This window comes from Halogeometricum pallidum JCM 14848 (assembly GCF_000337095.1).
Lineage (GTDB): Archaea > Halobacteriota > Halobacteria > Halobacteriales > Haloferacaceae > Halogeometricum > Halogeometricum pallidum.
The window spans coordinates 42509-68021 of sequence record NZ_AOIV01000042.1 but is presented as its reverse complement, the minus strand read 5'-3'; the positions used below and the strand labels follow the sequence as shown (position 1 = coordinate 68021).

Here is a 25513-nt window from a genome sequence, read left to right as displayed (position 1 = left end):
TGGCGCGCGGCGGCGCGACGTCGATACCTGTGTTGATGTAGGGCCTGCGAACTTATTAGGCCTACTCTTTGGTTCGCCCGCGCGAACTGAAATACAACTCCTTCGGGCGGTCAGGCCGACACCGTCTCGCCGAGTTCGCCGCGCTCGTCGAGTTCCGAGAGGATGTCGCTCCCGCCGACGAAGTCGCCGTTCACGTACGCCTGCGGGATGGTCTCCCACCCGCTGTGCTCTTTCAGGGCGGCGCGGTAGGCGTCGAGGGCGGGGAGGACGTCCACCGTCTCGAACTCCTCGCGGTGCTTGCCGAGGAGTTCGACTGCGCGGGCGGAGTAGCCGCACTGGGGCATCAGGCGGTTACCTTTCATGAACAGCACCACGTCGTTCGACTCGATGAGGTCGTCGACGCGCGCTTGAATCTCCTCTTCGGACAGGTCGCTCCCGGGTTGGAACGTCATGTACGGGGATAGGTGACGACGCGTCAAATGGGTTGCGTCGTCGGCGTCCCGGTGCGGGCGACGCCGCGGGACGCCGAAAAGCGAACTGCGGTTACTCTCGGCCGACGCCGACGACGTCGATGAGCGAGTAGACGGGGACATCGTCTATCTCTTCGAGACCCTGCTTGTCGACGATGACGACGCAGGCGACGGGTCGACCCCCCTCCTCGCGGATGGCGTCGATGGTCTCTTTCATCGTCGTCCCCGAGGTGACGGTGTCGTCGACGACGTAGCACTGCCGGTCGCGTATCTCCGAGAAGTTCCGCGAGAACGACCCGCCCAGTTCGTCGATATCACCCTCCTCCCACTGGTGCTTCGCGGGCGCGTACGTCCCGAGGTCCGTGTCGAGTTTCTGCGCGACGACGGTGGCCAGCGGTACTCCCGCCTTCTCGATGCCGATGGTGAGGTCGACGTCGTCGCCCTCCCCACCCAGCAGGTCCGACATCGCGCGTGCGACGTACCCCATGCGCTTCGAGTCGCGGCCGATGGCGCTCCAGTCGACGTGGATGTCCTGCGGTCCGCTCGTCTCGGTGGTGGTCGCCTCCCGCTCGGGGTTCGACGCGCCGCTACGGTCGACGAGCCAACTGGCCGTCTCCCGCGAGACGTTCAGTTCGTCGGCGATTTCGCCCTTCGACAACCCGCGGTCCGCGAGTTCTGCCGCGCTCTCGATGAGATCATCGACGTTCTTCATACGTGCTGAATTGAACGGCGGTTTTTATAGTGGTATCGTCGTCGTCGAACGCTGACGCGAAGTCGTCGAGACCGTACACGTTCGTGACTAACGCCTCGGTGAACCACGGGGGGAGTTCGGCCAGCGTATCGACGGCCGACTCGAAGTGGCTCACGTGCGAGTTGACGCTCCCGACGAGCGCCTTGTTCTGCATGACGAGTTCGTTGTGGAGCGACCCGCCGTCTATCTCGAACTCCCAGGGGCCGGGGACGCCGAGAAGCGCCGCGACGCCGTTCGGCGCGAGGGCGTGGACGCTCTCGAAGGCGTGCTTCGCGTAGCCCGTCGCCTCGAAGACGAAGTCCATCGGCTCGAACGCCTCCGGCATCTCGTCGGCGGGCGTCTTCCGGGAGTCGACGTACGTCGCCCCCAGTTCCTCGATGATGTCGACGGTCGGGTCGGGTCTGTCGCGGCGGCCGAGACAGTACAGACGCTCGTACCCGAGTTTGTCGCGCAGAAGCGCGAGCGTCAGCAGTCCGAGGCTCCCGTTGCCGAGGACGGCCCCCGCCTCCGGTTCCCACGTGAAACTCGACCGGGAGGCGTACGCGAGTTCGACCGCCTTCTCGGCGATGGATATCGGTTCGACGAGGAACCCGAGGTCCGTGAGCGACGCCGGAACGTCCACGAGGAACTCCTCCTCGCTGACGAAATACTCCGCCATGAAGCCGTGCGCGCCGAGGATGCCGCGTTCGTGGTACATCCCCTCGGGCGCCATATCGGGTTCGCCGCGTTCGAAGTACTCGTTCTCTCCGTTCGGCGGCCGTCGGACCGTCGGCGCGACCACGTCGCCCGCCTCGAATCGGGTGCCGTTCGGGTCCTCGACGACGCCGACCGCCTCGTGTCCGAGGACGAGATGGTCCTCGCCCTCCGGGCACCCGCCGTGTCCGCCTGTGATGACCTCGTGGTCGGTGCCGTCCACTCCGACCGAGAGGGTGCGAACGAGGGCCTGACCCGGTTCCGGCGTGGGACGCGGTTTGTCCACGAGCACCGGCCGGTTCTCCCCCTGTTTCACTGCGATAGCTTTCATGTTCACCCGCTACGCCCCCAGCCACCAAAAGATTTATTCTATGATGAGTAAAGGAAGATGCACGGTGAGGGCCGCGCCGTGCCAGCCCGCGGCGTCATTCACGAACCATCCAGTCCGTGTCGGCGCTCACCGGACGTGTCGCATCTCCGTCTTCTCCCATCTCTCCGGCTCTGTCGAAATCTTCGGATTCTGCAGAATTCGCGTGCCGCGTACAGAGAGTGAGTTCAGCATGTTGAACTAGGAGTCCCAGTCGCTTCGAGGGGGTCGGAAGTCCCGTTACCTCGGAGCGATCGAAGGAGATTCATGGTATCCCGACTGCTCGTACCTCCTTGTGTACCCGTTCATTGCATGCTGCCACCCGTCCGTACCGGCATCCGGGGCTACCCCCTGTCTATCGGTCTGTCGAGCGAATAAAACGAGCCACCCTACGCATGAGGTCTTTGGATGACGATGCGGGAGTGTCTTCGTGCTTGACCAGATGGACGAATAGTGTTGAACGATGCCCCATTTGCAACGTGCCGCGAAGTAGCGTCTCGTACATTGGGAAAGAATCGTCGTTGAAGGTCACGTAAGCGTGCTCGAGAACCCAGTCATCGTCACGAGGATGGGGGTCGTATCTCAGATAGACAGGGAACTGGTCTGCCTGCTCGACGAATAACTGTGGCTGACGCGGGTCGTTGAGCCAACCGTTTTCGACGTTGTCATCCTTGCCAAACCTGATGGTGTCGCCAGCACCCAACTCGAAATCGTCTTCGGGAGTGTTGATTCTGAATTCGCGTCCGCAAACACCCAGATAGACGTGCCCATCCGTATCGGCGCCCACCGGGAACCCGACATCTCCCGTCTTAACATATAGGCGAAGCGTCTCAATCGGTGGCATCGGCTAGCTCCACCGCCCGCGGTTCACGGAGCGACGTGTCCCGCCCCGGTTGTCGGCGAACGTATTCTCTACAAATGTGAGTTTCTGAGTCCCTACAGCCGTTTCAATACTCGCGTCCGCGTTTCTGTGGGTGCCCTCGTATGGTAGCATGGGTCAGAGGATACGGCGACAAATATAATAAATATACAACAATATCACGGTTATTTGAGTACTGATTAATCGAGTGACGATATGTCCGTCAAAGGTACTCGGCTATGTGTGAGCGATATCGAATTGTATAGAGCGGTGGCGGTCTGGAGTGGAATCTGACTGCAAGACATGCGCCCTCTATTCAGCACGCCTCTGAGGACGTGTAAGAGGTGGAGAATTTCAGCAGAGCCGTCTGTCTCCCTCCTCCAAACCGGGGACAGACCCAATCCCGGCCTACCGCAGTTCGTCGACGAGTTGGTCGCCGAGTCCGACGTACGTCGTCGGCGATAGCGCCCGCAACTCCTCGCGGACGGACTCCTCGACGTCGAGTTCGTCGAACAGGTCGCGGAAGTCCTCCAACGTCACCTCGCACCCGCGCGTGAGTTCTTTCACGCGCTCGTACGCCTCGGTGTCGCCCTCGCGCCGGAGGATGGTCTGGACCGCCTCGCCGATGAGTTCGGGGTGGGCGTCCAGTTCCTCGCGCATCACCCGCTCGTTCGGGACCACCTTGTCGAGACCGGCGGCGGTCTTTCGGTAGCCGATGAGACAGTGGGCGAACGCCGACCCGATGTTTCGCTTGACCGTCGAGTCCGAGAGGTCCCGCTGGAGGCGGGAGTTCGTCACGTAGTCCGCGAGAAACCCGAGGTCCGCGTTCGCCTTCGAGAGGTTCCCCTCGCTGTTCTCGAAGTCGATGGGGTTCACCTTGTGCGGCATCGTCGACGACCCCGTCTCGCCCGCGGCGGCCTCCTGTCCGAGGTAGCGCTGGGAGACGTACAGCCACACGTCGCGGTCCAAATCGAGGAGGACGTTGTCGACGCCGCGGAGGGCGTCGAAGACGGCCGCTAAATCGTCGCAGGGGTTCACCTGCGTCGTCAACGCGGTGTGTTCGAGGCCGAGACCGGCGACGAACTCCCGGGAGAACGCCCGCCAGTCCACCTCGGGGTAGGCGGCGACGTGCGCCGCGTAGGTCCCCGACGCACCGGCGAGTTTGCCCGAGAGACCCTCGACCGCCTCCTTCACGCGCCCGAGTTGCGTCCCGAGGCGCGCGGCGTAGACGGCCATCTCCTTCCCGAAGGTCGTCGGCGTCGCGGGCTGACCGTGCGTCCGCGCGAGCATCGGCGTCGCGCGGTGTTCCCGCGCGAGTGCGGCGAGTTCGTCCCGAATCTCCTCGATGGCCGGGACGAGCACCCCTTCGACGGCCGGTTTGACGAGCAGTCGCTGCGCGAGGTTGTTCACGTCCTCGCTCGTGAGTCCGAAGTGAATCCACGGGTGGACGCGGTCGTCCGTCTCCGTCCGGACGAAGTACTCGACGGCCTTCACGTCGTGATTCGTCGCAGCGTAGCCCGCGGCGCCCTCGGTTTCGAGGCGCTTCACGAGGCGGGCGTCCTCGCCGTCGAACTCCTCGTAGAGCGCCCGAACCGTCTCCCGTTCGGACTGCGAGAGCGACAGCGGCGTCGCGTCGAGGTCCGAGAGCGCCAGCAGGTACTCGGCCTCGACGCGGACGCGGGCGCGCATGAGAGCCGCCTCGCTGGCGTACGGAACGAGCGGTTCGGTTCGACCGGCGTACCGGCCGTCGAGCGGCGACACGGCGGCGAGCGGGTCCGAGCGGGAGAGGTCGTCCATGCGCGAGGATGCCTCCGGGCGACGCAAAAGCGTGTCGATGGACTATCCCACTCTCGTGCATACATTACCGGCCTCCGCGCGCTCACAGCGCTCTTTGTATGCTCGAACGTGTACACTTCGGCGCTGAAGACCGCAACTGTTTTTCTCCCGGCGCGAGGCACCTCTCACATGACCAAGATCGCCGGTCTGGCGAGCAACCGCGGGCGGAACCTCCTGCACATCGACGACCGAGCGCCCGGCGGGGCGGAACTCGCCGTCGTCCTCGCGAACGAGGAGGGCGCGCCCGTCCTCGACGCCGCCTCCGAGCGGGGTATCCCGACGGAAGTCGTCGAACGCGACGCCGAGGAGTCCCGCGAGTCCCACGAGCGCCGCATCGTCGAGTGTCTCTCGGGGTACGACTTCGACCTCGTCTGCCTCGACGGCTACATGCGCATCCTCACCGAGGAGTTCGTCGAGCGCACGCCGACGACGCTCAACGTCCACCCCTCCCTGCTCCCCTCCTTCCCCGGCATGGACGCCCACGAGCAGGTGCTCGACGCCGGCGTCCGCACCACCGGCTGTACGGTCCACGTCGTCACCGAGGAGGTCGACGCCGGCCCCATCGTCACGCAGGAGGCCGTCCCCGTCTACGAGGACGACGACGAGAACTCGCTCAAAGAGCGCGTTCTTCGCGAGGGCGAGTTCACGGCGTACCCGCGTGCGGTCCGCTGGTTCGCCGAGGGGCGCGTCGGCGTCGAGGACGGGACGGTGACCGTCGACGGCGACCGCGGCGGCGACTTCCCCGAGCGTCGACTCGTCTCCGACGACAAGGCGGCCGAACTCCGCTACGGGGAGAACCCCCATCAGGACGCCGCCGTCTACGCCGACGACGCCTGCGAGGAGGCCTCCGTCGTCCGCGCCGACCAACTGAACGAGGGCGCGAAGACGCTGTCGTACAACAACTACAACGACGCCGACGGCGCCCTCAATCTGATAAAGGAGTTCGAAGAACCCGCCGCGGCGGTCATCAAGCACGCCAATCCGGCCGGGTGCGCCACCGCGGACTCGCTGGCCGAGGCGTACGCCGACGCCCTCTCGACGGACGCGATGAGCGCCTTCGGCGGCATCGTCGCCCTCAACCGCGAGTGCGACGCGGAGACAGCCGAACTCGTCGTCGACTCGTTCAAGGAAGTCGTCGTCGCCCCCGGCTACACCGACGCCGCCCTCGACGTGCTGACCGAGAAGCAGAACCTCCGCGTCTTGGACGTGGGCGAACTCGGCGAGCGCACGGACCGCCTGACCGAGAAACCGCTCGTCGGCGGCCGACTCGTGCAGGAGCGCGACCTGTGGGCGCCGACGGAGGACGATTTGGAGGTCGTCACCGAGACCGAACCCACCGACGAGCAACTGGAGACGATGCTGTTCGCGTGGAAGGTGCTCAAGCACGTGAAGTCCAACGGCATCCTGCTCGCCGACGGCACCGAAACCGTGGGCGTCGGCATGGGACAGGTCTCCCGCGTCGACGCCGTCCGCCTCGCCGCGATGAAGGCCGAGGAGCACGCCGAGGGCAAGGGCCCCGAGGGGACCGTGATGGCCTCCGACGCGTTCTTCCCGTTCCCGGACGGCATCGAGGAGGCCGCCGACGCGGGCGTCGAGGCCGTCATCCAACCCGGCGGCTCGGTGAACGACGAGGACGTCATCGCCGCCTGTGACGAACGCGGCGTCGCGATGGTTTTCACCGGTCGGCGGACGTTCCGTCACGACTAGGGGCGAACGTCGGCGAGTCGAAGCGCCCCGAACCGCACTCGGGCGGCCGTCTCGCACGCTCTCAGACACCGCTGAACCGCGGTTCGAGGCGGCGACGCGTGTTTCGGCGGCGTGCCTTCCGAGTTACTTCTCCCCGATGCTCACCACGAGGATGGGTCGGTCGGTGTTCTCGACGACGCGTTCGGTGACGCTCCCCAGACTCGCCAGTTTGTCGCGTCCGGTGCGCCCGTGCGTCCCCATCACCACGAGGTCGACGTCCGCCTCCTCGGCGTAGTCGAGGATGCATTTGTAGGGGACGCCGTCGCGGACGGCGGTGGTGCACTCCACGTCCGCCTCGCGGGCCGTCTCGGCCACGTCGTCGACGGCGGCGACGGCGTCCTCGTGCAGCGACTCCTGCAGTTCGTCCTTCTGGTCGTCGCTCGCCGCGAGGTAGAGGCGTCGGTCGACCACCGAGAGGGCGCGAACTGTCGCTCCCGAGAGGGAAGCGACTTCGAGCGCGTGTTCGAGCGCCGTCGCCGTCCCCTCGCTGCCGTCCGTCGGAACCAGAATCGAGTCGTACATCGACCGGCACTTAGTCACCCTCGGTAATTAATATCCGTCCGAAGTTTCCCGCAGAAGTGAGCCGGTTCGACACTCCTAAGCGCGACGCTCGTGACCTTCGCGTATGCAGTACCACGAGGCGGTACGCTTCCTCTTCGACCTCCGCCGGTTCCAGGTCAAACCGGGGACGGCGTCGGTTCGGGCGCTCCTGGCCGAGTTCGACGACCCCCACGAGGACGTGACGTTCGTGCAGGTGGCGGGGTCGAACGGCAAGGGGAGCACGGCCCGGATGACCGAGTCGGTCCTCCGGGAGGCCGGACTGAGCGCGGGCCTCTACACGTCGCCGCACTTCGAGACGCTCCGCGAGCGAATCTGGGTCGACGGACGGAAGATTCCCGAGGCGTCGGTGTGCGAGTTCGTCGAACGCGCGAAGCCGTGGCTGGTCGGACGGGCCGCCGACGGCGACCCGCTCACGTTCTTCGAGGTGATGACGGCGCTGTCGGTGTGGTACTTCGCGGAGGCGAACGTGGACGTGGCCGTGCTCGAAGTCGGCATGGGCGGAAAACTCGACGCGACGAGCGTCGTCGACCCCGTCGCCGCCGCGGTGACGAACGTCTCGCTCGAACACACTGCCGTCCTCGGCGACACCGTCGAGGAGATAGCCGAGAAGAAGGCCGCCGTCGCCCCCGCGAACCGGCCGCTCGTGACGGGCGCGACGGGGGCGGCGCTCTCGACCATCCGCGAGCAAGTCGGAAGCGTCGTCACCGTCGGCGCGGCGGGGACGGGCGGGGCGACGCCGAACGACGCGGACGTGACCGTCCGCTCGGAGGGCCGCGTGAACCACCAGGAGTCCGCGGTCAGCGTCGTCGGCGACGGCTGGCGCGTCGACGGACGGGTGCCGCTGCTCGGCGCCTACCAGGCGGAGAACGCCGGCATCGCCTGCGTCCTCGCCCGACAGATCGCCGACGAACTCGGAGTCGGAACCGAACTCGACGCCGCGACGCTCGAACGCGGCCTGCGGACCGCCCACTGGCCCGGCCGCTTCGAGGTGATGGAGACGGACCCCTACGTCGTCCTCGACGGCGCGCACAACCCCGGCGCCTGCGAGTCCGTCGCCACCGTCCTCGAGGACTTCGACGTCGAGGACCTGCATCTCGTCTTCGGCGCGATGCACGACAAGGACCACCGCGAGATGGTGGACGCCCTCCCCGATCCCGACTCCGTCGTCACCTGCCGGCCGAACAACCCCCGCTCGGAGGACCCCGAGGTGCTCGCCCGCGTGTTCGAGGACGCCGGCGTCGGGGAGGTGACCGTCGGCGACGACGTGGCCTCCGCGCTCGCGTCGGCCCGCGAACGCGCCGACGCTGGCGACTGCGTGCTCGCCCTCGGGTCGCTGTTCCTCGTCGCCGAGGCGCGCGCGACGTGGACGCGCGTCGTCACGCCGAGGACCGTCCGCGACCGGTCGGACGCGGACCGCCTGCTGGAACGCGCGCACGTCGACGCCGCGACGGCCGCCGAGACGCGCGACGACGCTATCCACCGCGCCGTCACTCTCCCTCTCCAGCGCCGACAGGCGCGCGCGGTGAAGACGGCGATGCTCGAAGCCGGCGGCGACTGCGTCACCTCGGCCGACCCCGGGGACGGCGAACTCGCCGAGGCGGTGCTGGCGGGGACGCTTCCGGAGTTCGAACGGCTGACCGAGCGACTCGCCGACGCGCCGTACGGGTTGGCCGGCGTCGCCGCGGACGTGCGAGAGCGGGTCGGACTCGACTTCGAGACGGAGAGCGACGGCGCGGACGGCTACCCGTGGGCGGACGGCACGGCGGTGATGGGCATCCTGAACGTCACGCCGGACAGCTTCCACGACGGCGGCGAGTTCTACGACACGACCGCCGCCCTCGAACGCGCCGAGGCGATGGTCGAGGCGGGGGCGGACATCATCGACGTGGGCGGGGAGTCCACCCGGCCCGGGGCGGAGGCGGTGCCCGTCGACGAGGAGATTCGCCGCATCGTCCCCGTCATCGAGGCGTTGGCCGACGTGGACGCGCTCCTCTCCGTGGACACGCGGAAGGCGGCCGTCGGCGAGGCGGCCCTCGACGCGGGCGCGGACGTGCTCAACGACGTGACCGGCCTCGAAGACCCGCAGATGCGATTTCTCGCCGCCGAACGCGACGTGCCCGTCATCGTGATGCACAGCATCGACGCCCCCGTCGTGCCCGGAAAGGACGTCGACTACGACGACGTGGTCGACGACGTGATAGACGAACTCGGAGAGCGCATCCTCCTGGCCGAGAAGGCGGGCGTCCCGCGCGAAAACGTTATCGTCGACCCCGGAATCGGCTTCGGCAAATCGAAGGCGGAGAACTTCGAGATACTCGATCGGTTGGGCGAGTTCGACGCACTGGGCTGTCCGCTCCTGTTCGGCCACTCGCACAAGTCGATGTTCGAACTCGTGGACGCGGAGGCGGGCGACAACCCCGTCGCCACCGCCGCGGCGTCGGCCGTCGCCGCGGACCGCGGCGCCGACATCGTCCGCGTCCACGACGTGCCGGAGAACGTCACCGCCGTGAACGTGGCGCTGGCGACGCGGAACCCCGAGCGGTTCGAGGAGTAGACGTTGAACGCTCGGCCGCCAAACCGCTGAGACTCGTCGTATCGACGACAACGCTCGGACACGCGGTAGCGAATCGACCGACCGCCGCGGGTGGGATTGGAAGGGAGCTTCCAACGTGTTCACTGCAACCCACCAAACGGTCGTTCTCCCGGCAAAACAGTATGAGCGCCGAACCGTTTTCTCGCCGCCGCCCCTAGACGAGAGTCGTGTGCACCCTGACCATCGCGTGGCAGGCGTTCGACGCGGCGCCCGTCGTCGTCGCGGCCAACCGCGACGAGGCGCTGGACCGACCCTCCGAACCGCCGGGCGTCGTCGACGGCGACCCGGCGTTCGTCGCCCCGCGCGACAGCGACGCCGGCGGGACGTGGGTCGGCTACAACGACCGCGGCGTTTTCGTCGGCATCACCAACCGCTGGGTCGACGTCGAGGGCGGCGGCGAACGCTCCCGGGGGCAACTCGTCGTCGACGCCCTCCGCGCCGAGAGCGCCGCCGCCGCCCGCGAAATGGTCGAATCGGCGGTGGAGGCGGACGTCTACGATGGGTTCAACCTCGTCGTCGCCGACGCCGACGACGCCTTCGTCTTCGAGTGGGACGGGGCCCTGCGGACGACGTCGCTCGACCCGGGCGTCCACGTCGTCGTCAACGTCGGGTACGACGGCGACGTCTTCGAACCGACAGAGCGACCCGAGGTCGGTCGGGAGCAGGCCGACAACGCCCGGCGCGTCCGCGAGGCCCTCGAGCCGCGCGCGGAGTCGCCCGAGGAGTGGCGCGACCGGGCGGCGTCGGTGCTGCGCGACCACGAGTACGGCGTCTGCGTCCACGACCCCGAGGGTCGCTACGGCACTCGCTCGTCGTCGCTCGTCACCCTGTGGGCCGACGGCGGCGCCGAGTACGCCTTCGCCCCCGGGCCGCCCTGCGAGACGGCGTACGAGCGGGTCGAAAGTCAGGTTTAAACGGGACGCGGGCGACCCAACGTACATGAGCGTAGGCGAGGCCGAGGCCGACCTCTCGGAGGACGAACGCGCGGGACTCGAACTCATCCGGGAGAGCGGCGGCATCCATCAGAGCGACTTCTGGAAGGAACTGGACATCACCTCCCGGAAGGGGAGCCGAATCGCCGAGCGTCTGTTCGAACTCGACCTCATCGAACGCGAGGAGACGGTGTACAACGGGCACAACACCTACTACCTCGAACCCACCGCCCGGGACCTCGAGTTCGCGATGCTGATGGCGGGCGACATGCTGTCGCCGTTCATCGGCGAGGAGGAGGTCAACCCCAACAGCAACGCGTTCTCGCAGTGGCTGATGAACCTCGCGTACGAAGACTACTGAGGCGCGTTCTCGCCGTCTTTTACTGACCCGGAGTTGCATCGCTCGCCCGGAAACGATACAGAGAGCGGCGGGAGGACCTGACGGCGTCGGGGAAAAGCGAGAAGATTCGAACCGTGGGATGCGGGGCGGTCGCTTCCGGTCGCGCTACCTTATTCGGCCGTCTCGTCGCCGTCGCCCTCGTCTTCGTCCTCGTCGTCCTCGCTGGGTTCGAGGTCGTTGTCGGCGATGTAGTCGGCTATCTCGTCGTTCTCCAGTTCGACGAACGTCTCCGTCTCCCCGGAGACCGTACCCACGTCGACGCCGCCGGCGTCGAGTTCGTCGTCGTTCGTCGAGGCGATGGCGCGGAGGGCGAGGCCGATGCCCTCGTCGAGCGTGAGGTCCTCGCGGTAGTTCTCTTCGAGGTAGTCCTGAAGGTCCCCGCGGTCGGCGCCGATGGAGACGGCCTTCCACTCGTACGGCGTCCCCGACGGGTCCGTCTCGTACAGGCGCGGCGTGCCGTTCTCGATGCCGCCGATGAGGAGGGCGACTCCGAACGGGCGGGCGCCGCCGACCTGCGTGTACTGCTGGATGTGGTCCGTGACCTCCTTCGTCAGCGTCTCGATGCCGATGGGTTCGCCGTAGCGGAGGCGGTTGACCTGCGCCTGCCGCCGGGCGAAATCGATGAGCTGGCGCGCGTCGGCGACGTGGCCGGCCGAGGCGATGCCGATATGCTCGTCGGCTTTGTGGATTTTCTCGACGCTCGTCGGTTCCATGAGCGGCGAGCGCGAACGCTTGTCGGCGGCGAGGACGACGCCCTCGGAGGTGCGGACGCCGATGCTCGCCGTGCCTCGTTTGACTGCTTCACGCGCGTACTCTACTTGGTAGAGACGACCGTCGGGCGAGAAGATGGTGATCCCGCGGTCGTATGCCTGTTGTTGGGCTTGTCCCTGCATAAGTTATCACTCGAAATCGAGTTGCGTCGCGCCGACGAAGCCGCCCGCCCCGCGAACGTCGACCCGTGAACCACGGACGACGGCGGACCGCGACTCGTTCTCGAACGCGACGTCTCTCTGTCCTGAGTTTCCGGCCCGGCGTCCTAAATACCTTTCTTCACAGGCACGCACCGTCCCGGAGACGCCGGCGACTCGTACGCCGACGGGCGAACCGTTCACCTCGGAGATGCAGGCCAGCGCCGCTCGGGCCCGTCCCTCCCGCCCGCGATACGCCCGGACCACCGTCTCCCCGTCGCCGTCCGCGAACGCGAACGAGAGTACGGTTAGGTCGGACGCGGCGCTCCCGGCGTCGCCGTAGAGGTTCTGCGCGGCGTACCACAGTTCGCGCTGGAAGTCGCCCCTGTCGATGCGGGCGTCGGGGTGTGACTCCACCTCGACGGCGAGATAGCGCCACCGCGGTTGGAGATGCTTCGGGAGATGTTTCATCTCATTCCTCGACGGGGATTCGGTCGCCCGCGTCACCAGATTGCATCTGGTGGGCTGTCGAGCTTCGCTCGACAACGTCGCCGAACCGTTCGGCCACGAGGACGCCGACCTGGTCGTGGACGCGTTCAACGGCGGTGAGGACGAACCCCTCGTCGGTGAGGGCGTCCGCGAGTTCTCCCACCGTCGCCGGGTCGTCGACCTCGGGGCTGTAGAAGGGCTCTTCGGGGTTCGGTTCGCCGAAGAACATCACGTCGCCGAGGACGAACCGGTCGGGGTCGAGGTCCGCGATGACCGCGATGGCCTCGCGTTTCTCCTCGTCGGAGAGGTGGTGCATCGCGAAGTTCGTGGTGACGATATCGACGTCGCCGTCGTAGTTCGGGTCGCGGAAGCGGCCCTCGCCGAACTCCACGTTCTCGATACCCATCTTCTCGGCCTTCTCTCTGGCCCGTTCGAGCATCCCCTCGCTGATGTCGCGGCCGACGACGCGCTTCGCCGTCTCGGCGAGTCGGAGGGCGATGGCGCCCGTGCCGGTGCCGAGGTCCAAGACCACGTCCTCCTCGGTCGGCGCGGCGTGTTCGACCACGAGGTTCGCGCAGGCGCGGTACTCCTCGGAGTCCTGGTCGTCGTCGTAATCTGCGGCGGCGGCCGAAAAGCGGTCGGCGTGTTCCTCAATCGTCTTCTTCATACCGACCCCGTTTGACGCCCGGGGCTATGAACGACTCGGACAGTCGCTCGCGGTTGCGGGCGGCGACCCGCCCCCACTCGGCGAGGCCCCCGCGGACCCACTCGGCGCCGAGACCGATCTCCTCGCCCACCGCCGCGAGTTCGCGCGGGGCGCGGAGTTCGAGGTGCGACCGCGGGTTCGCGCTGACGACGTACGGGGTCTCGTAGTGGTCGAGGATGCGCTTCAGTTTCCGCAGGTCGTCGAGGTGGCGGACGCGGTGCCCGCCGGTCGCCCGGAGGGCGGGGGCGAGGTCGAACTCGATGCGGACGCCGTTCCGCTTTGCGGCCTTCGCCAGCACGTGATTTACGTCGCCGTCGCCCGCGAACGGCCGGGAGAGCACGTCCACGCGGTCCTGTTCGACGGCGAACCGGTTCAGCTGATTCGTACCGCCGCGGACGACGACGACCGTCCGGTCGGGTCGGAAGTTCCCCACCGCGCCGCTGGCCCGGTCCGGTCCGTCGGCGACGATTTCGACGCCGTCGACCACGTCGCAGTCGGCCTCTTCCAGACCCTCGTAGTCCGGTCGGGCGTCGTCGGCGCGGACGACCACGCCGTCGTACCCCTGCCGCGCGGCCGTCTCGGCGAACCGCGCCGCGGTGCTGTCGCCGTCGGGGTGGGCGTGGACCGCCTCGTACATACGGGACTCGACTCCGTCGACGGATATGGCAGTTACGCTTCGAGGAAGAACAACGTCTACTCGGCACCGACGAGTTCGCTCGCGGCGTCGGTCAGCGCTTCGGCGGCGCGGCGAACATCCGCGACGCGCACGTACTCGCGGTCGGCGTGAGCCACCGCCCCCTCGTCGTCGGCGAGGACGCCGGGCCCGAAGACGACGACGGGCGCCGGCGAGAAGTACGACGCCTCCGTCGCCGCCGCGAACGGTCGGACGGCGCCGGACCCGCCCGCGCGCCGGGAGGCCGCGGCGAGCGTCGAGACCAGGTCGTGGTCCTCGTCGGTGGCGAACGCCTCCAGGAACGGCGTCTGACGCTCCGTGAGGGCGAACTCGACGCCCACCTCGTCGGGGACGGCCGCCCGAACGGTCGATTCGAGCGACGACCGGAACCCCTCGGCCGTCTCAGGCGGGACGCTCCGCCGGTCGAGCACGAGGCGGCACGCCGCGGGCACCTGATTCGTCGAGTCGCCGCCCTCGACGACGGTGGGCGTGAGGGTCGCAGCGCCCAACTGCGGGTGTTCGTCGCGGCCGTCGTCGAAGGCCCGAATCGCCGCGAGTACCGGTTCGAGGGTGAACACCGCGTTGACGCCGGCGTCGGGTTCGGCGGCGTGGGAGGCCACCCCGGAGAGCGTCAGCGTGCCCTGAAACCGTCCCTTGGCGGCGGTGCAGACGTCCAGCCCGGTCGGTTCCCCGACCACGTACAGGTCCGCGTCCAAATCGAGCGCCGCCGCGCCCGTCGACAGCACCTCCTCGTCGGGCGTGACGGCCAGCGTCACGCGGGCGTCTTCGGCCGGGTCGGCGGCGAAGAACGCGGCGAGGAGGGCGGCGAGCGGTCCCTTGGCGTCGCAGGACCCGCGACCGAGAATTCGGTCCCCGTCGTCGGAGCGCTCGAAGGGGACGTGCGGCGAGACGGTGTCGATGTGCGTGTTGAACGCGAGGTGCGTCTCCGGGTCGTCGGCGCCCTTCGAGGCGAGCGTGTTGCCCGCGTCGTCCACCGTCGCCTCGACGCCGTTGGCTTCGAGCGTCTCGAGGAGGAACCCGCGCATCTCTTCGACGCGTTCGTTCGAGGCGAGTGGGACGGCGGCTTCGAGGAACGCTATCGGGTCGAAGTCGGCCGTCGTCCTCGCAGTCGTCGCTCCGTCGGCGTCGGCGTCCGAGTCGGACCCGGCCATCTACCGCGAGCGGACGGTCACGTCGAGTTCGGTCTCGAACTCGTAGGCGGCGGGGCCGGCCAGCGTCGCCGGTCCGACGTCCGGGACGGTGATTTCGAGGTCGCCGCCCGGCGGCGAGACGACGACGGAGTCGTCGCCCCCAACGCGGCCGAGGCGCTTGGCGGCGGCGACGACGGCGACGGCACCCGTGCCGCACGAACGCGTCTCGCCCTCGACGCCGCGTTCGAAGGTGCGCTGTCGGAACGTCCCGTCGTCGCTTTGGGAGGCGACGGTGACGTTCGCCCCCTGCGGGAACGCGTCGGCGTGGCGGACGGCGGGCGCGACGGCGTCGAGGTCCACGTCGTCCACGTCGTCGACGAACGCCACTGCGTGCGGGACGCCGGTGTTCACGGCGGTGACGGTCAGTCCCTCGACGTCCGCCTCGATCAGTTCCTCGTCGCCGGCGAGGGGGACGTCGCGGGGGTGAAAGGAGGGGACGCCCATCTCGATGGTCACCCGGCCGCCGTCGACGGTGGCGCGGCGGGTGCCGGCGGGCGTGTCTATCATCAGTTCGTCGCTACCGGTGCGCTCGGCGGCCCACGCGGCGGCGCAGCGCGCGCCGTTGCCGCACATCGCCGCGACGGAGCCGTCCGGTTGGACGAGCGTCATCACGACGCGCGGCGGCGAGTAGCGGCCTTCGAGCGCGAGAAAGAGGACGCCGTCCGCGCCGCGCCGACCCGAGTCGTCGGCATCGACGGTATCGGCGCCGTCGACGTCGACGCTCGCGCCGTCGACGCCGGACTCTCTGCTGCAGTGCGTCTTCGCGAACGCGGGTCGGTCGGGGACCGACTCGTCCGCGTCGACGACGATGAAGTCGTTTCCGGTTCCGTGGTACTTTGCTACAGGTATCTGCTCTTCGAGTACGCTCATTGTTCTAGCTCCGTGAGGTCAGTCAGGGTCTCGCGCCGTCGCACGAGGCGGGCGTCCCCGCCGTCGAGCGCGACTTCGGCCGGTCTGGGCCGCGAATTGTAGGTGCTCGCCATCTCGTATCCGTAAGCCCCCGCGTTTCCGACGGCGAGGTACGCCCCCCGCCGAGGGTTCGCAAGGGACCGGTTCTCACACAGTACGTCGGCGGACTCACAGATAGGACCCGCGACGGTGGCAGATATCGCCTCATCACTCTCGTCGGCTGATAGATTACGAATCTCGTGGTAGGCGTCGTACATCGCCGGGCGGAGTAGAGTCGTCATCCCGGCGTCGACGCCGACGACGGTGGCGTCGGCCGCCTCCTTCACGGTGTTAACCCGCGCGAGGAGGACGCCCGCGTCCGCGACGACGTACCGTCCGGGTTCGACCGCGAGCGTTCCCGACACGTCGCCGAGGGCCTCTCGCGTCGCGTCGGCTACGTCCGCCAAGTCCAGGGGCGGTTCCTCCTCTCGATACGGAACGCCGAACCCGCCTCCGACGTCGACGAACTCCAGGGGGCCGACGCGCGACTCCACCTCGCGGGCGAGGGTGCCCATCCGCTCGACGAGTTCGCGGTGGTTCGAGAGGTCCTCGCCGGAGATTCCGCTCCCGGCGTGGGCGTGCAGGCCGACGAGTTCGAACGCCTCGGCGACGGACGCCGCGAGGTCGGCCACCTCGTCGTAGGGGACGCCGAACTTCGCGTTCGCGCCCGTGCGGACCTTCTCGTGGTGGCCCGCGCCGACGCCCGGGTTCGCGCGGATGCAGAGGCGGCCGTCGAACCCCCGTTCGCGGAGGCGGTCGACGGTGTCGGCGGCGCCGACGGTGATTGTCATCTCGGGGTGCTCGCGCCAGCGGTCGACGACGTGGTCGAGGTCTCTCGCGGGCGGGTTCACCGCCGTGTACTGCACCTCCCGGCCCTCGTACCCGGCGGCGAGGGCGCGTTCGACCTCGCCCGCGGAGGCGCACTCGGCGGCGAAGCCGGATTCGCGGACCGCCTCCAGGACGGACCGCCCGGTGTGGGCCTTCACGGCGTAGCGGACCTCGGCGTCGGGGAACGCCTCGCGGAGGCGCGCGCAGTTCTGTCGGACCCGGTCGCGGTCCATCACGTAGAGGGGCGTGCCGTACTCCTCGGCGAGGCCGCGGAGTCGGTCGGCGTCCCACTCGGAGAGGCGCCGGACCGACGGGTTCTCGGCGTCGCCCCCGGCGACCGTCATTCCCGAAGCGCCTCCTCGCGCCGCGTGTTGTCGAGGGTGTCCTCCTCGATGTCGAGGGCGACGACGGCGGGTTTGTACGCGCCGCCGGCGAACAGGTCGTGGTCGCCGAGCGAGGACTCGACGTAGCGCGTGAACGCGCGGCGCTCCGGGGGCAGGTGGCCGTACAGCACCTCGTCCTCCACGAGGTCGTACACCGGGATGCGCGGCGACAGCAGCGTGTTCTCGCCGACGACGGTGTTCTCGCCGACGTGGAAGCCGGAGGTGACGCGACAGCCCGCGCCGAGGGACACGCCGTCCTCGACGATGACGGGCGCGTCCTCGACGGGTTCGAGCACGCCGCCGATCAGCGTGTTCGCGCCGAGTTTGACGTTCTTGCCGAGTTGCGCGCAGGAGCCGACGGTGTCGCAGGAGTCGACGAGGGTGCCGTCGTCGACGTGCGCGCCGACGTTGACGAACGAGGGCGACATCATGATGCAGTCGGAGCCGAGGTAGGCCCCCCGGCGGATGGTCGTCCCGTCCGGCGTGTTCCGCGTTCCGCGCTGGCCGAGGTCGGTGGTGTCGCGGAGGGGGAGCACGTCGTAGTAGCGCACGCCGCCGTACTTCCGGGCGGTCGTCTCGCGCAGGCCGAAGTTCAGCAGAATTCCCCGCTTGACCCATTCATTGACGGTCCAGCCGTCGGGGCCGGACCCGCCCACGGGTTCGGCCGCGCGCTCCTCGCCCTGTTCGAGGGCGACGAGGAACGCGTCGAGCGTCGCCAGCGTCTCGGAGCCGGCGGTGTCGGCGGAGAGTTCATCGTCTTCGTAGCGCTGCCACAGGTCGTCTATCTCGGTCTGGATGCTCATGCGTCGAGTACCTCCTCGAAGTCGTAGCGGCCGGCGTCCCGTCCGGAGAGCCAGACGGCGGCGTCGAGGGCGCCCGCGGCGAACACGCCGCGGGAACCCGCGCGGTGCGTCAGGCTAAGCGTCTGGTGGTCGTCCGCGAGGAGCACCTCGTGCTCCCCGGTCACGCCCCCGGCGCGGCGGGCGTGGACGCCGATTTCGCCCTCGCTCCGGGGCTGGTCGCCCTCGCGACCGTACACGCGTCCGGCCTCCCCGCGCACGTCGTCGATGTCGTCCAACAGCGTGTTCGCGGTGCCCGAGGGGGCGTCGCGCTTGCCGTTGTGGTGCGTCTCGGTCAGTTCCACGTCGTAGTCGGGGAGAGCGGCGACGGCCTCTCGGACGGCCCGCCGCAGGGCGGCGATGCCGCGCGAGAAGTTCGTCGCGTGCAGGAGGGGAACCGATTCGGCGGCGTCGTCCAACGCGGCCCGGCCGTCCTCGTCGAAGCCGGTGGTGCCGACGACGACGGCGACGCCCATCTCGGTGCAGGCGGCGACGTAGTCGACGCTGGAGTCGGGACCGGTGAAATCCACCAGCACGTCGGGGTCGGTCTCACCGAGGTGACCGGACAGGTCGCCGGCCTCGCGCACGTCGACGCCCGCCACCGGGTCGACCGGACTCCGGTTGACGGCGAGAACCACTTCGACGTCGTCGCGGTCGGCGGCCACGTCGAGCAGTTCGCGGCCCATCCGACCCGCTGCGCCCGTGACGGCGACGCGGACGGTATCGCCCATCTACGCGCCCTCCGCGGCTTCCAAGCCAAGCGACTCCGCGCGGCTCTCTTCGAGGTCCGCGAGGAGCGAGTCGAGCGTCTCCCGGTGCTCCGGCGAGAGGTCCGTGAGGGGCGAGCGAAGCCTACCGGGTCCGTAGCCGCGAATCTCCGTGGCGGCCTTCACCGGGATGGGGTTCGTCTCGACGAACAGGTGACGGTTGAGCGGGGCGAGTTCGTGGTGGAGTTCGCGGGCGCGGGCGTAATCGTCCGCGGCGGCGGCCTCGACCATGGCGACGGTTCGCTCGGGTTCGACGTTGGCGGTGACCGAGATGGTGCCGTCGCCGCCGACGGACATGACGGGGAGGGTGAGGGCGTCGTCGCCCGAGAGCACCGAGAACTCCTCGTCGCGCGTCCGCTCGACGACCTCCGATATCTGGCCGAGGTCGCCGCTTGCGGCCTTGTAGCCCGCGATGTTCTCGTGACCGGCGAGCAGTTCGACCGTCCCGGGTTCGATGTTTCGCCCGGTGCGCGACGGGACGTTGTAGACGATTTGGGGCACGTCGACGGCGTCGGCGATGGTGCGGTAGTGCTCGACGAAGCCCGCCTGCTCGGGCTTGTTGTAGTACGGCGAGATGAGAAGCAGGCCGTCGGCGCCGACGTCGACGGACCGCCGCGAGAGTTCGAGCGCCTCGCGGGTGGAGTTCGAGCCCGCGCCCGCGATGACGGGCACGTCGACGGTGTCCACCACCGTCTCCACCACCTCGACGTGTTCGTCGTGGGTGAGCGTCGCGCTCTCCCCCGTGGAGCCGACGGGAACCAGTCCGTCGACGCCGGCGCGTTCGAGTCGTCTGGCGTTCTCGGCGAGCGTCTCGTGGTCGATTCGTTCGTCCGGGGCGAACGGCGTCGTCATCGCCGGGAACACCCCTGTCAGGTCGAAGTCTGTCATGTGCTGTGTGTCGTGTCTGTGAGTCGGTCGGTTACCTGCGCACCGCGTCGGTCCAGGGGTCGCCAGAGACGGGTCGCCACTCCCGCCTAGAGCGTCAGGGCGCGCGTTTTTTCGGTTTCAAAAGAGCGCCACGCGTCGCTACCGGCCGGCGAACGGCGGACGGGGACGACGTGGTGTTCGTCACGTTCGACGGACGGCGCTACGCGGGCATATAGCTTACGTCGCTCGCAAGAACCGCCGCGCGCGGGTCGCTCCGACGCGTCACGACGCTCCCTCGCGGGAAGGAGTCCGCGTACGAGGGGTCAGACACCCCCATTGATAAGGAACCACGCCCGGGATTGTACTATGACCGACATCCACCCGGGGCAGCGCGTCGCCGTTCTGGCTGACGCGCAGAACCTCTATCACTCCGCACAGAGTCTCTACTCACGGAACATCGACTACTCGTCGCTGTTGGACAAGAGCGTCGCCGACCGGAATCTGACGCGCGCTATCGCCTACGTCGTCCGGGCGGACTCGCCCGACGAGGAGACGTTCTTCGACGCCCTCGTCGACATCGGCTTCGAGACGAAGATACGCGACATAAAGACGTTCGGCGACGGGTCGAAGAAGGCCGACTGGGACGTGGGAATGAGCCTCGACGCGGTGACGCTGGCGAACCACGTCGACACCGTCGTCCTCTGCACCGGCGACGGCGACTTCTCCCGCCTCTGCTCGCACCTCCGACACGAGGGCGTGCGCGTCGAAGTCATCGCGTTCAAGGAATCGACGGCCGACGAACTCGTCGAGGCGGCGGACAACTTCATCAACATGTCCGACCGACAGGACACGTTCCTGCTGTAGACCGGGTCAGAACCGGTCGTCAGAGCGGTCGTTCTCGGACCGGCGGACGGAGCGGTCCGCGTCGCCGTCCCGCTCTTCCGACCAGCCGTCTTCGGTCGTCTCGTCTACTCGGTCGGCGGACCAGCCGCCCTCGTCAGTGGCGTCGGTCGTTCCGGGCGTGCCGGCCACGCCCGTCGCGGACTCGGGGTTTTCCGGTCCGAGCGGCGGAACGTGGTCCCGGTAGAACGCCGTCGCGTACGTCTGCCGGAAGGTGAACACGAGCATCATCGACGCCAGCGAGATGACCGAGAGGAGGAGAATCTCCTGCGTGGAGAACTGGAACATCTCCATTCCGGTCGGCATCCCGCCGGGCCCGACGCCGGTGCCGGCGCCGCCCTGCGGCATGTCCTGTAACTGACTCAGCGTCTGGAACTGCTGGTAGTAGATGGGGCCGGCGGTGACGAGGGAGACGGCGGCGGAGACGAGGAACGTGAGGACGGTGTAACCAAGCGTGCTGAGGAGGTTCTCCCGGACCAGTCGGAGGCTCACGCGGAAGCTGTCGATGGCGTCCGCGTCGCCGAGGGAGACGGCGACGGGGAAGAACTGGATGAAGAACTGGAGAATCAAAGCCCCGAGGAAGAACAGCGCGAGGGCGAGGACGGCCAGGAGCGGCACACCGGCGGCGAATCCGATGGCGGCCACGATGAGCGCGGCGATGCCAGCGGCGATGGCGTACGCGATGTAGACGCCTATCTGGACGAACTTGGCGATGAGCAGGGGAACGTACCGGTCCTTCCCGACGCGGGTGAGTGTCGACAGCGACGTGTCGCCGCCGGCCGTCGCCTCCGCTGCCATGCCGATGATGCCGGCGATGAGGAACGGCGTGACGAAGAACGTGAGAAACTGGAGCGCCGTCCCGGCGAGTTGCATCCCGGCCAGCGGGAGCACCGACTGCGGGAGCACGACCACGGCGTACGCGAGGCCGGCGAGGAACAACACGGGGTTGCTCGCGAGCGACCCGAACGCGGTTCGAAGCGATTGGAGAGCGGACATGAACGCAGGGTTTGTCAGACACCTTGTTAAAATCACACGTCTCCCGCGCCGGTTCCGTCGCTCGATTGGGCGGGGAACCGACCCGCCTCGGGGAGTCCGCGCTCGGCCGGTCGGCGTTCAGGCGGCCCGGCCGTCGGTGCCGCCGAGGAGGCGGACGACGGCGAGGCCGAAGGCGCAGACGCCGATTCCGACGAGGAGGGCCGAGACGCGGCCGTCGATGCCCGTCTCCAAGAAGAGGGCGCTGCTGGCCAACAGCAGCGAGGTTCCGAGCGCGACTTGCCGCACGTCCGTCGACATACTCGTCTCCGAGTACCGTCCGTTACTTATCCCTTTCTTCGTGAACCGAGCGTGATAGCAGTTCGCAACCGGCCGCCGCGGACCGCGAGTGACTTCACGGACCGACCGAAAGGGGCGGGCATGAGCGACGACACCGACGGGAGCGGCGACGGCGGCGACGCGACGCTGTCGGACCTCCGGACCGTCGCCGACTACCAGTTCGGCGCGGGGGCGGGGCGGGCGCTGTTCCCCGACGACGACCTGACCGTTCGGCGGTCGACCAGCGGTCGGCCGCGGCAGGTGCTCGACGACGAGGGCCGCGTCGTCTCCTACGGGACGGACGGCCGGTTCACCCTCGGCGTCGAGGGCGGGCGGCGACTGACCGAGGCGTTCCCGGCGCCGGCGAACCGCGTCGCCGTCGGCGAGGAGAGCGAACCGTTCGTCCGCGACGGCAAGAACGCCTTCGCGAAGTTCGTCACGGGCGTCGACCCGGCGGTCCGACCGGGCGACGAGGTGGCCGTCGTCGTCTCCGAGGACGAGGTGGTCGGCGTCGGCCGCGCGGAACTCTCCGCCGAGGCGATGGACGACTTCGAGTCGGGGATGGCCGTGTTCGTCCGCCACGGGGCGGGCGAGACGGAGTAATTAGAGGCCGAGCGCCGTCAGCAGCGGCACGCCCGAGAGGAGGGCGCCGACGAGGTAGCCGCCGATGGTGCCGCCGTTCAGGAGGGGGAGGCCGGCGTGGGCGCGCCCCTTCAACACCAGCCACAGCAGCGCGAACAGGCCGGCGAACGTCCCTATCATCGCCGTCAGGGCGGGGAGCGTCAGCGCCGGGAGGAACGAGACGCCGAGCGACGGGGCGAGCGACCGCGGCAGGAAGAACGCCCCGCTGGCGACCATCACGGTCGGCATCACGGCGTCGCCGAGTCCGATGAAGAACGCATCGCGCACGTCGCCGTCGTCGGTCAGGTCCTCGTCGATGTCGGCGCCGGCGCCGCGGCCGCCGTCCGCGTTCGCGCCGGCGTCGCCTCCGTCCCCGTCTTCGTGGACGTCGTTCGCGCCGGAGAAGTCGTCGTCGAGCAGCGAGTACGACAGCGTCGTCGGGATGACCAGGACGACGGGGATGCGCAGGTCCATCACGCCCTCCGCGAGGTCCAGCATGTGCTTGGTGCCGTAGACGCTGACGGCGTCGTAGACGGCGAGGGCGACGAGGAGGACGACGGCGGGCAGGAGCCCGAAGCTGATACCGAACAGGGCGGCCGCGCCGGCGCCCATGAGGACGCCCGCGGCGTCGATGACGTACCACTCGGGGTACGCGAGCAGGGCGCCCGAGACGCCCGCCGCGGCCGCGACGGCGACCGCTCCGGGGAGGAACACCGAGAAGACGTACCACGAGAGCATCCCGCTGGTGACGACGACGAGCGCGCGGACCGCCCAGTCGAAGTCGTACTTGAACGCCGCGAGCATCACGCCGGTGGCGACGAGGATGGCGGCGAGGTAGGCGAGGCTGTTCGTCGGGTCCGTCGGGTCCTCGACGGTCTGGTAGCCCGCGTCGTAGAACGTGGGGACCAGCGCCAGCGCCCCCAACTGGACGAGGAGGAAGACGAGTGCGGCGAGACCGACCGCGAAGGCGACGCGTTTGCGCATGTCCGTGCGTTTCGCGTCGGGGGCTATGGGGATTGTGTTCTCGCGTTATCGCGCGTACAGCTTCTTCCCGACGAGCGTCGCAGGCGCGATGCGGTCGTCGGTCGTCACGGCCACGTACGGGCGCTCGACCGGTCCGAACACGTCGACGACGCGACCGACCGTCGAGAGCGATTCGTCGACGACTTCCCGACCGATGTCGGGGTGCTCCGCCCCCTCGCAGCGGGCGATGGCGAGGTTCTGGGCGGTCCGGGAGACGGTGCCGACTCGCTGCATCGCTATCAGTCCCGCAGGATGCCGACGTAGGCGGCGACGGCCTGCACGAGGTCGTTCTTCGTCGAGTCCTCGGCGCCCTTGACGACGACGCGGCCGCGCGTCTCCCACTCCCGGGGGTGTCTCACGTCGCGTTCGATGACGGCGTCGTAGCCGATCTGCTGGACCGCCTCGGCTATCTCGTCTATCGTCGGTTCCACGACGGCGTCGTCGAGCGGCACACGACGGCCCGCCGAACGCGACATCTCCGCGTCGAGGTAGCGAGGCCAGATGACGTTCTCCACAGCCATAGTCGAACGACCGCGACGCGCCCGTAATACGGTTGTGGTCCGCGATTATCGTTCGATTCCGGTTCTCCGGTCGCGGGCGTCGGCCTCAGTCGCGCCCGACGGGCGACGCCGCGAGCGAGGAGAGACGGAGCGTCGCTACCGGCGCGCCGCCAGCATCGCGGCGCCGACGAGGGCGACGAGGCCGGCGAGGACGCCGAATCCGGGCGAGTCCGCGTCCGTCTCGGTCCCGGTTCCGGTCTCGGCCCCCGTCTCCGGAGGCGTGTCGTCGACGACCACGGTGGTCGTCGTCTCGGCGGCCGTCGTCGACTCACCGGTCGCCGTCCCGTTCTCCGCCTGCATCGCCCGGTACTCCTCGTACGCCTCGGGGTGGACCGCCTGCATGATGGTCTCGGCGGCGTCGACAGAGCGCGGCGCGGGCTGTTGGAGGTAGTTCGTGTCCACACGGATGACGTTGTTCTCCCGAATCGCCGTCGTGCTGTTCCACGCCTCGTTCGCCGGGACGGGCGACTCCTCGGGCGCGACGACGTACTCGGGGTTCATCTCCACGACCGTCTCGTCGTTGATCTGCGCGAATCCAGTGATGTTCGCCTCCGCCGCGCCGTTGCGCAGGCCGGCGGTGGTCATCACGTCGCCGATGAACGTCTCCGACCCGGAGGTGTAGCCGTAGAAGTAGTTGAGACCGACCGGCTTCTCCGCGCCGGCGAGGACCTCGCGCATCTGGCTGACGGACTCGCGGATGTCGTCGGCGGTCGCCCGTCCGGCCTCGCAGTTACCGGTGAGCCGACCGATCTGTTCGGTCTTGTTGGCGACGTACGCGAGGGAGGTGCCCTCTCCGAAGACGAACACGGGGACGCCCTGCGCGCGGAGTTGGTCGACGCGCTCTTTCGAGGCGCCGTAGGAGGAACTCGGGACGAGGACGAGGTCGGGGTTCGCCGCGAGCACCTTCTCGACGTTCGCGCCGTTGGCCCCCGAGACGTTCGCCTTCTCGGAGGCGCCGTCGAGGTAGGCGGCGTACTGGGAGACGCCGACGACTTCGTCCCGCGCGCCGATTTCCCACATCGTCTGCGCGGCGCTGGGGTTCAGCGTCACGACGCGTTCGGGGTCCGATTCGAGCGTCACCTCCGTCCCCGTGGCGTCCGTCGCCGAGTACGGGAACGAGCAGGCCTCGGCCTGCGTGGTCGTCGACTGCTGTTCGACCGCGCTCGCCCCGGCCGCCGCGGCGCCCGAGATAGGCGCGGCGGCCGCAACGAGAAGGAGCGTCACGAGCGAGAGTGTCCTGAGTCGCATGTACTCCGGCGTGCGCCCTATCG

General features: G+C 68.6%; 28 protein-coding genes. 6 read left to right on the top strand and 22 right to left on the bottom strand.

From position 1 onward, the window contains the following. Window positions 1–110: 110 nt before the first annotated feature. From C474_RS18345 to purB, 5 genes are all read right to left on the bottom strand, one after another. Entirely contained in the window at window positions 111–452 is a 342-nt protein-coding gene (locus C474_RS18345; RefSeq protein WP_008389499.1) for a glutaredoxin family protein, read from the bottom strand. 91 nt (window positions 453–543) lie between these two features. Then, window positions 544–1182 (bottom strand): transcriptional regulator GfcR, encoded by a 639-nt coding sequence (gfcR, locus tag C474_RS18340; protein ID WP_008389497.1) that lies wholly within the window; start codon window positions 1180–1182, stop codon window positions 544–546. After that, a complete protein-coding gene (locus C474_RS18335; RefSeq protein ID WP_008389495.1) occupies window positions 1166–2245 on the bottom strand; it encodes a glucose 1-dehydrogenase in 1080 nt (359 codons plus the stop codon). Before C474_RS18335 ends, gfcR begins: the two co-directional genes overlap by 17 nt. 391 nt (window positions 2246–2636) lie before the next feature. Continuing rightward, entirely contained in the window at window positions 2637–3125 is a 489-nt protein-coding gene (locus tag C474_RS18330; RefSeq protein WP_008389493.1) for a hypothetical protein, read from the bottom strand. 423 nt (window positions 3126–3548) lie between these two features. Next, window positions 3549–4937, bottom strand: coding sequence for an adenylosuccinate lyase (purB, locus tag C474_RS18325; protein WP_008389492.1), 1389 nt, complete (start codon window positions 4935–4937; stop codon window positions 3549–3551). A gap of 168 nt (window positions 4938–5105) precedes the next feature. On the opposite strand from purB, the gene purH reads away from it, so the two are divergent. Then, a complete protein-coding gene (gene purH / locus C474_RS18320) occupies window positions 5106–6683 on the top strand; it encodes a bifunctional phosphoribosylaminoimidazolecarboxamide formyltransferase/IMP cyclohydrolase (RefSeq protein ID WP_008389486.1) in 1578 nt (525 codons plus the stop codon). 123 nt (window positions 6684–6806) lie between these two features. Here the strand turns inward: purH and C474_RS18315 are convergent, their stop codons facing one another. After that, entirely contained in the window at window positions 6807–7244 is a 438-nt protein-coding gene (locus C474_RS18315) for a universal stress protein (RefSeq protein WP_008389484.1), read from the bottom strand. 103 nt (window positions 7245–7347) lie between these two features. Between C474_RS18315 and folP the strand changes: the two genes are divergently transcribed. The 3 genes from folP (at window position 7348) to C474_RS18300 (ending at window position 11169) form a co-directional block, all read left to right on the top strand. After that, window positions 7348–9837, top strand: coding sequence for a dihydropteroate synthase (folP, locus tag C474_RS18310; RefSeq protein WP_008389483.1), 2490 nt, complete (start codon window positions 7348–7350; stop codon window positions 9835–9837). A gap of 206 nt (window positions 9838–10043) precedes the next feature. Beyond that, on the top strand, window positions 10044–10790 hold the full coding sequence (locus tag C474_RS18305; RefSeq protein WP_008389482.1) for an NRDE family protein: 747 nt from the start codon (window positions 10044–10046) through the stop codon (window positions 10788–10790). 25 nt (window positions 10791–10815) lie between these two features. After that, window positions 10816–11169 carry a helix-turn-helix transcriptional regulator gene (locus tag C474_RS18300; RefSeq protein ID WP_008389481.1) on the top strand — a complete coding sequence of 118 codons (354 nt, stop codon included), beginning with the start codon at window positions 10816–10818 and terminating at the stop codon, window positions 11167–11169. Between the two features lie 149 nt (window positions 11170–11318). On the opposite strand, the gene psmA is transcribed toward C474_RS18300, so the two are convergent. From psmA to dapA, 10 genes are read right to left on the bottom strand one after another with little or no spacing between them, the layout of a single operon-like run. Then, entirely contained in the window at window positions 11319–12101 is a 783-nt protein-coding gene (gene psmA / locus C474_RS18295) for an archaeal proteasome endopeptidase complex subunit alpha (RefSeq protein ID WP_008389480.1), read from the bottom strand. A gap of 6 nt (window positions 12102–12107) precedes the next feature. Beyond that, on the bottom strand, window positions 12108–12587 hold the full coding sequence (locus C474_RS18290; protein ID WP_008389479.1) for an Rpp14/Pop5 family protein: 480 nt from the start codon (window positions 12585–12587) through the stop codon (window positions 12108–12110). Window position 12588: 1 nt separating this feature from the next. Further along, complete coding sequence (locus C474_RS18285; protein WP_008389478.1) at window positions 12589–13272, bottom strand: class I SAM-dependent methyltransferase; 684 nt, start codon at window positions 13270–13272, stop codon at window positions 12589–12591. Next, window positions 13256–13948, bottom strand: coding sequence for an RNase P subunit p30 family protein (locus C474_RS18280; protein ID WP_008389477.1), 693 nt, complete (start codon window positions 13946–13948; stop codon window positions 13256–13258). Before C474_RS18280 ends, C474_RS18285 begins: the two co-directional genes overlap by 17 nt. Window positions 13949–14004: 56 nt before the next feature. Then, window positions 14005–15156, bottom strand: a complete 1152-nt coding sequence (locus tag C474_RS18275) for a M20 family metallopeptidase (RefSeq protein WP_008389475.1) — start codon at window positions 15154–15156, stop codon at window positions 14005–14007. After that, complete coding sequence (dapF, locus tag C474_RS18270) at window positions 15157–16065, bottom strand: diaminopimelate epimerase (protein WP_008389474.1); 909 nt, start codon at window positions 16063–16065, stop codon at window positions 15157–15159. Continuing rightward, the gene (gene lysA / locus C474_RS18265; protein WP_008389472.1) at window positions 16062–17315 is read right to left on the bottom strand and encodes a diaminopimelate decarboxylase; all 1254 of its coding nucleotides are present in this window, start codon (window positions 17313–17315) and stop codon (window positions 16062–16064) included. The genes dapF and lysA overlap by 4 nt, the downstream gene beginning before the upstream one ends. After that, the gene (locus tag C474_RS18260) at window positions 17312–18157 is read right to left on the bottom strand and encodes a 2,3,4,5-tetrahydropyridine-2,6-dicarboxylate N-succinyltransferase (protein ID WP_008389470.1); all 846 of its coding nucleotides are present in this window, start codon (window positions 18155–18157) and stop codon (window positions 17312–17314) included. The genes lysA and C474_RS18260 overlap by 4 nt, the downstream gene beginning before the upstream one ends. Next, complete coding sequence (gene dapB / locus C474_RS18255) at window positions 18154–18924, bottom strand: 4-hydroxy-tetrahydrodipicolinate reductase (protein WP_008389469.1); 771 nt, start codon at window positions 18922–18924, stop codon at window positions 18154–18156. Before dapB ends, C474_RS18260 begins: the two co-directional genes overlap by 4 nt. Next, window positions 18925–19848: a 4-hydroxy-tetrahydrodipicolinate synthase gene (gene dapA, locus C474_RS18250; protein ID WP_008389467.1), complete on the bottom strand. Its 924-nt coding sequence runs from the start codon at window positions 19846–19848 to the stop codon at window positions 18925–18927. It abuts the gene before it with no gap. 345 nt (window positions 19849–20193) lie between these two features. Here dapA and C474_RS18245 point away from each other — a divergent pair, with 345 nt between their 5' ends. Then, complete coding sequence (locus tag C474_RS18245; protein ID WP_008389465.1) at window positions 20194–20691, top strand: LabA-like NYN domain-containing protein; 498 nt, start codon at window positions 20194–20196, stop codon at window positions 20689–20691. Window positions 20692–20697: 6 nt separating this feature from the next. Here C474_RS18245 and C474_RS18240 read toward each other — a convergent pair whose 3' ends face one another. Then, on the bottom strand, window positions 20698–21723 hold the full coding sequence (locus C474_RS18240) for a DUF7847 domain-containing protein (RefSeq protein WP_008389463.1): 1026 nt from the start codon (window positions 21721–21723) through the stop codon (window positions 20698–20700). A 117-nt stretch (window positions 21724–21840) separates the two neighbouring features. Continuing rightward, window positions 21841–22020, bottom strand: coding sequence for a hypothetical protein (locus tag C474_RS18235; RefSeq protein WP_008389461.1), 180 nt, complete (start codon window positions 22018–22020; stop codon window positions 21841–21843). A gap of 120 nt (window positions 22021–22140) precedes the next feature. Here C474_RS18235 and C474_RS18230 point away from each other — a divergent pair, with 120 nt between their 5' ends. Further along, window positions 22141–22641: a PUA domain-containing protein gene (locus C474_RS18230; protein WP_008389459.1), complete on the top strand. Its 501-nt coding sequence runs from the start codon at window positions 22141–22143 to the stop codon at window positions 22639–22641. Here the strand turns inward: C474_RS18230 and C474_RS18225 are convergent, their stop codons facing one another. The 4 genes from C474_RS18225 to C474_RS18210 form a co-directional block, all read right to left on the bottom strand. Then, window positions 22642–23643 carry a presenilin family intramembrane aspartyl protease PSH gene (locus C474_RS18225; RefSeq protein ID WP_008389458.1) on the bottom strand — a complete coding sequence of 334 codons (1002 nt, stop codon included), beginning with the start codon at window positions 23641–23643 and terminating at the stop codon, window positions 22642–22644. It abuts the gene before it with no gap. 45 nt (window positions 23644–23688) lie between these two features. Then, window positions 23689–23916 (bottom strand): H/ACA ribonucleoprotein complex subunit GAR1, encoded by a 228-nt coding sequence (locus C474_RS18220; RefSeq protein ID WP_008389456.1) that lies wholly within the window; start codon window positions 23914–23916, stop codon window positions 23689–23691. A 5-nt stretch (window positions 23917–23921) separates the two neighbouring features. Then, window positions 23922–24203 carry a signal recognition particle subunit SRP19 gene (gene srp19 / locus C474_RS18215; RefSeq protein ID WP_049917170.1) on the bottom strand — a complete coding sequence of 94 codons (282 nt, stop codon included), beginning with the start codon at window positions 24201–24203 and terminating at the stop codon, window positions 23922–23924. 135 nt (window positions 24204–24338) lie between these two features. Further along, entirely contained in the window at window positions 24339–25490 is a 1152-nt protein-coding gene (locus tag C474_RS18210; RefSeq protein WP_008389452.1) for a PGF-CTERM-anchored ABC transporter substrate-binding protein, read from the bottom strand. Window positions 25491–25513: the final 23 nt, after the last annotated feature.

Excerpts from the sequence above, each read along its gene's own strand:
- C474_RS18220 (WP_008389456.1), bottom strand. The coding sequence starts at position 23,916 with ATGCAGCGAGTCGGCACCGTCTCCCGGACCGCCCAGAACCTCGCCATC.
- C474_RS18245 (WP_008389465.1), top strand. The coding sequence starts at position 20,194 with ATGACCGACATCCACCCGGGGCAGCGCGTCGCCGTTCTGGCTGACGCG.
- dapF (WP_008389474.1), bottom strand. The coding sequence starts at position 16,065 with ATGAGCGTACTCGAAGAGCAGATACCTGTAGCAAAGTACCACGGAACC.
- psmA (WP_008389480.1), bottom strand. The coding sequence starts at position 12,101 with ATGCAGGGACAAGCCCAACAACAGGCATACGACCGCGGGATCACCATC.
- purH (WP_008389486.1), top strand. The coding sequence starts at position 5,106 with ATGACCAAGATCGCCGGTCTGGCGAGCAACCGCGGGCGGAACCTCCTG.
- C474_RS18345 (WP_008389499.1), bottom strand. The coding sequence starts at position 452 with ATGACGTTCCAACCCGGGAGCGACCTGTCCGAAGAGGAGATTCAAGCG.
- C474_RS18210 (WP_008389452.1), bottom strand. The coding sequence starts at position 25,490 with ATGCGACTCAGGACACTCTCGCTCGTGACGCTCCTTCTCGTTGCGGCC.
- C474_RS18260 (WP_008389470.1), bottom strand. The coding sequence starts at position 18,157 with ATGAGCATCCAGACCGAGATAGACGACCTGTGGCAGCGCTACGAAGAC.
- C474_RS18300 (WP_008389481.1), top strand. The coding sequence starts at position 10,816 with ATGAGCGTAGGCGAGGCCGAGGCCGACCTCTCGGAGGACGAACGCGCG.
- C474_RS18275 (WP_008389475.1), bottom strand. The coding sequence starts at position 15,156 with ATGGCCGGGTCCGACTCGGACGCCGACGCCGACGGAGCGACGACTGCG.
- lysA (WP_008389472.1), bottom strand. The coding sequence starts at position 17,315 with ATGACGGTCGCCGGGGGCGACGCCGAGAACCCGTCGGTCCGGCGCCTC.
- srp19 (WP_049917170.1), bottom strand. The coding sequence starts at position 24,203 with ATGGCTGTGGAGAACGTCATCTGGCCTCGCTACCTCGACGCGGAGATG.
- C474_RS18315 (WP_008389484.1), bottom strand. The coding sequence starts at position 7,244 with ATGTACGACTCGATTCTGGTTCCGACGGACGGCAGCGAGGGGACGGCG.
- dapA (WP_008389467.1), bottom strand. The coding sequence starts at position 19,848 with ATGACAGACTTCGACCTGACAGGGGTGTTCCCGGCGATGACGACGCCG.
- C474_RS18240 (WP_008389463.1), bottom strand. The coding sequence starts at position 21,723 with ATGTCCGCTCTCCAATCGCTTCGAACCGCGTTCGGGTCGCTCGCGAGC.
- gfcR (WP_008389497.1), bottom strand. The coding sequence starts at position 1,182 with ATGAAGAACGTCGATGATCTCATCGAGAGCGCGGCAGAACTCGCGGAC.
- C474_RS18290 (WP_008389479.1), bottom strand. The coding sequence starts at position 12,587 with ATGAAACATCTCCCGAAGCATCTCCAACCGCGGTGGCGCTATCTCGCC.
- dapB (WP_008389469.1), bottom strand. The coding sequence starts at position 18,924 with ATGGGCGATACCGTCCGCGTCGCCGTCACGGGCGCAGCGGGTCGGATG.
- C474_RS18285 (WP_008389478.1), bottom strand. The coding sequence starts at position 13,272 with ATGAAGAAGACGATTGAGGAACACGCCGACCGCTTTTCGGCCGCCGCC.
- C474_RS18230 (WP_008389459.1), top strand. The coding sequence starts at position 22,141 with ATGAGCGACGACACCGACGGGAGCGGCGACGGCGGCGACGCGACGCTG.
- C474_RS18330 (WP_008389493.1), bottom strand. The coding sequence starts at position 3,125 with ATGCCACCGATTGAGACGCTTCGCCTATATGTTAAGACGGGAGATGTC.
- C474_RS18225 (WP_008389458.1), bottom strand. The coding sequence starts at position 23,643 with ATGCGCAAACGCGTCGCCTTCGCGGTCGGTCTCGCCGCACTCGTCTTC.
- C474_RS18280 (WP_008389477.1), bottom strand. The coding sequence starts at position 13,948 with ATGTACGAGGCGGTCCACGCCCACCCCGACGGCGACAGCACCGCGGCG.
- purB (WP_008389492.1), bottom strand. The coding sequence starts at position 4,937 with ATGGACGACCTCTCCCGCTCGGACCCGCTCGCCGCCGTGTCGCCGCTC.
- C474_RS18235 (WP_008389461.1), bottom strand. The coding sequence starts at position 22,020 with ATGTCGACGGACGTGCGGCAAGTCGCGCTCGGAACCTCGCTGCTGTTG.
- C474_RS18335 (WP_008389495.1), bottom strand. The coding sequence starts at position 2,245 with ATGAAAGCTATCGCAGTGAAACAGGGGGAGAACCGGCCGGTGCTCGTG.
- folP (WP_008389483.1), top strand. The coding sequence starts at position 7,348 with ATGCAGTACCACGAGGCGGTACGCTTCCTCTTCGACCTCCGCCGGTTC.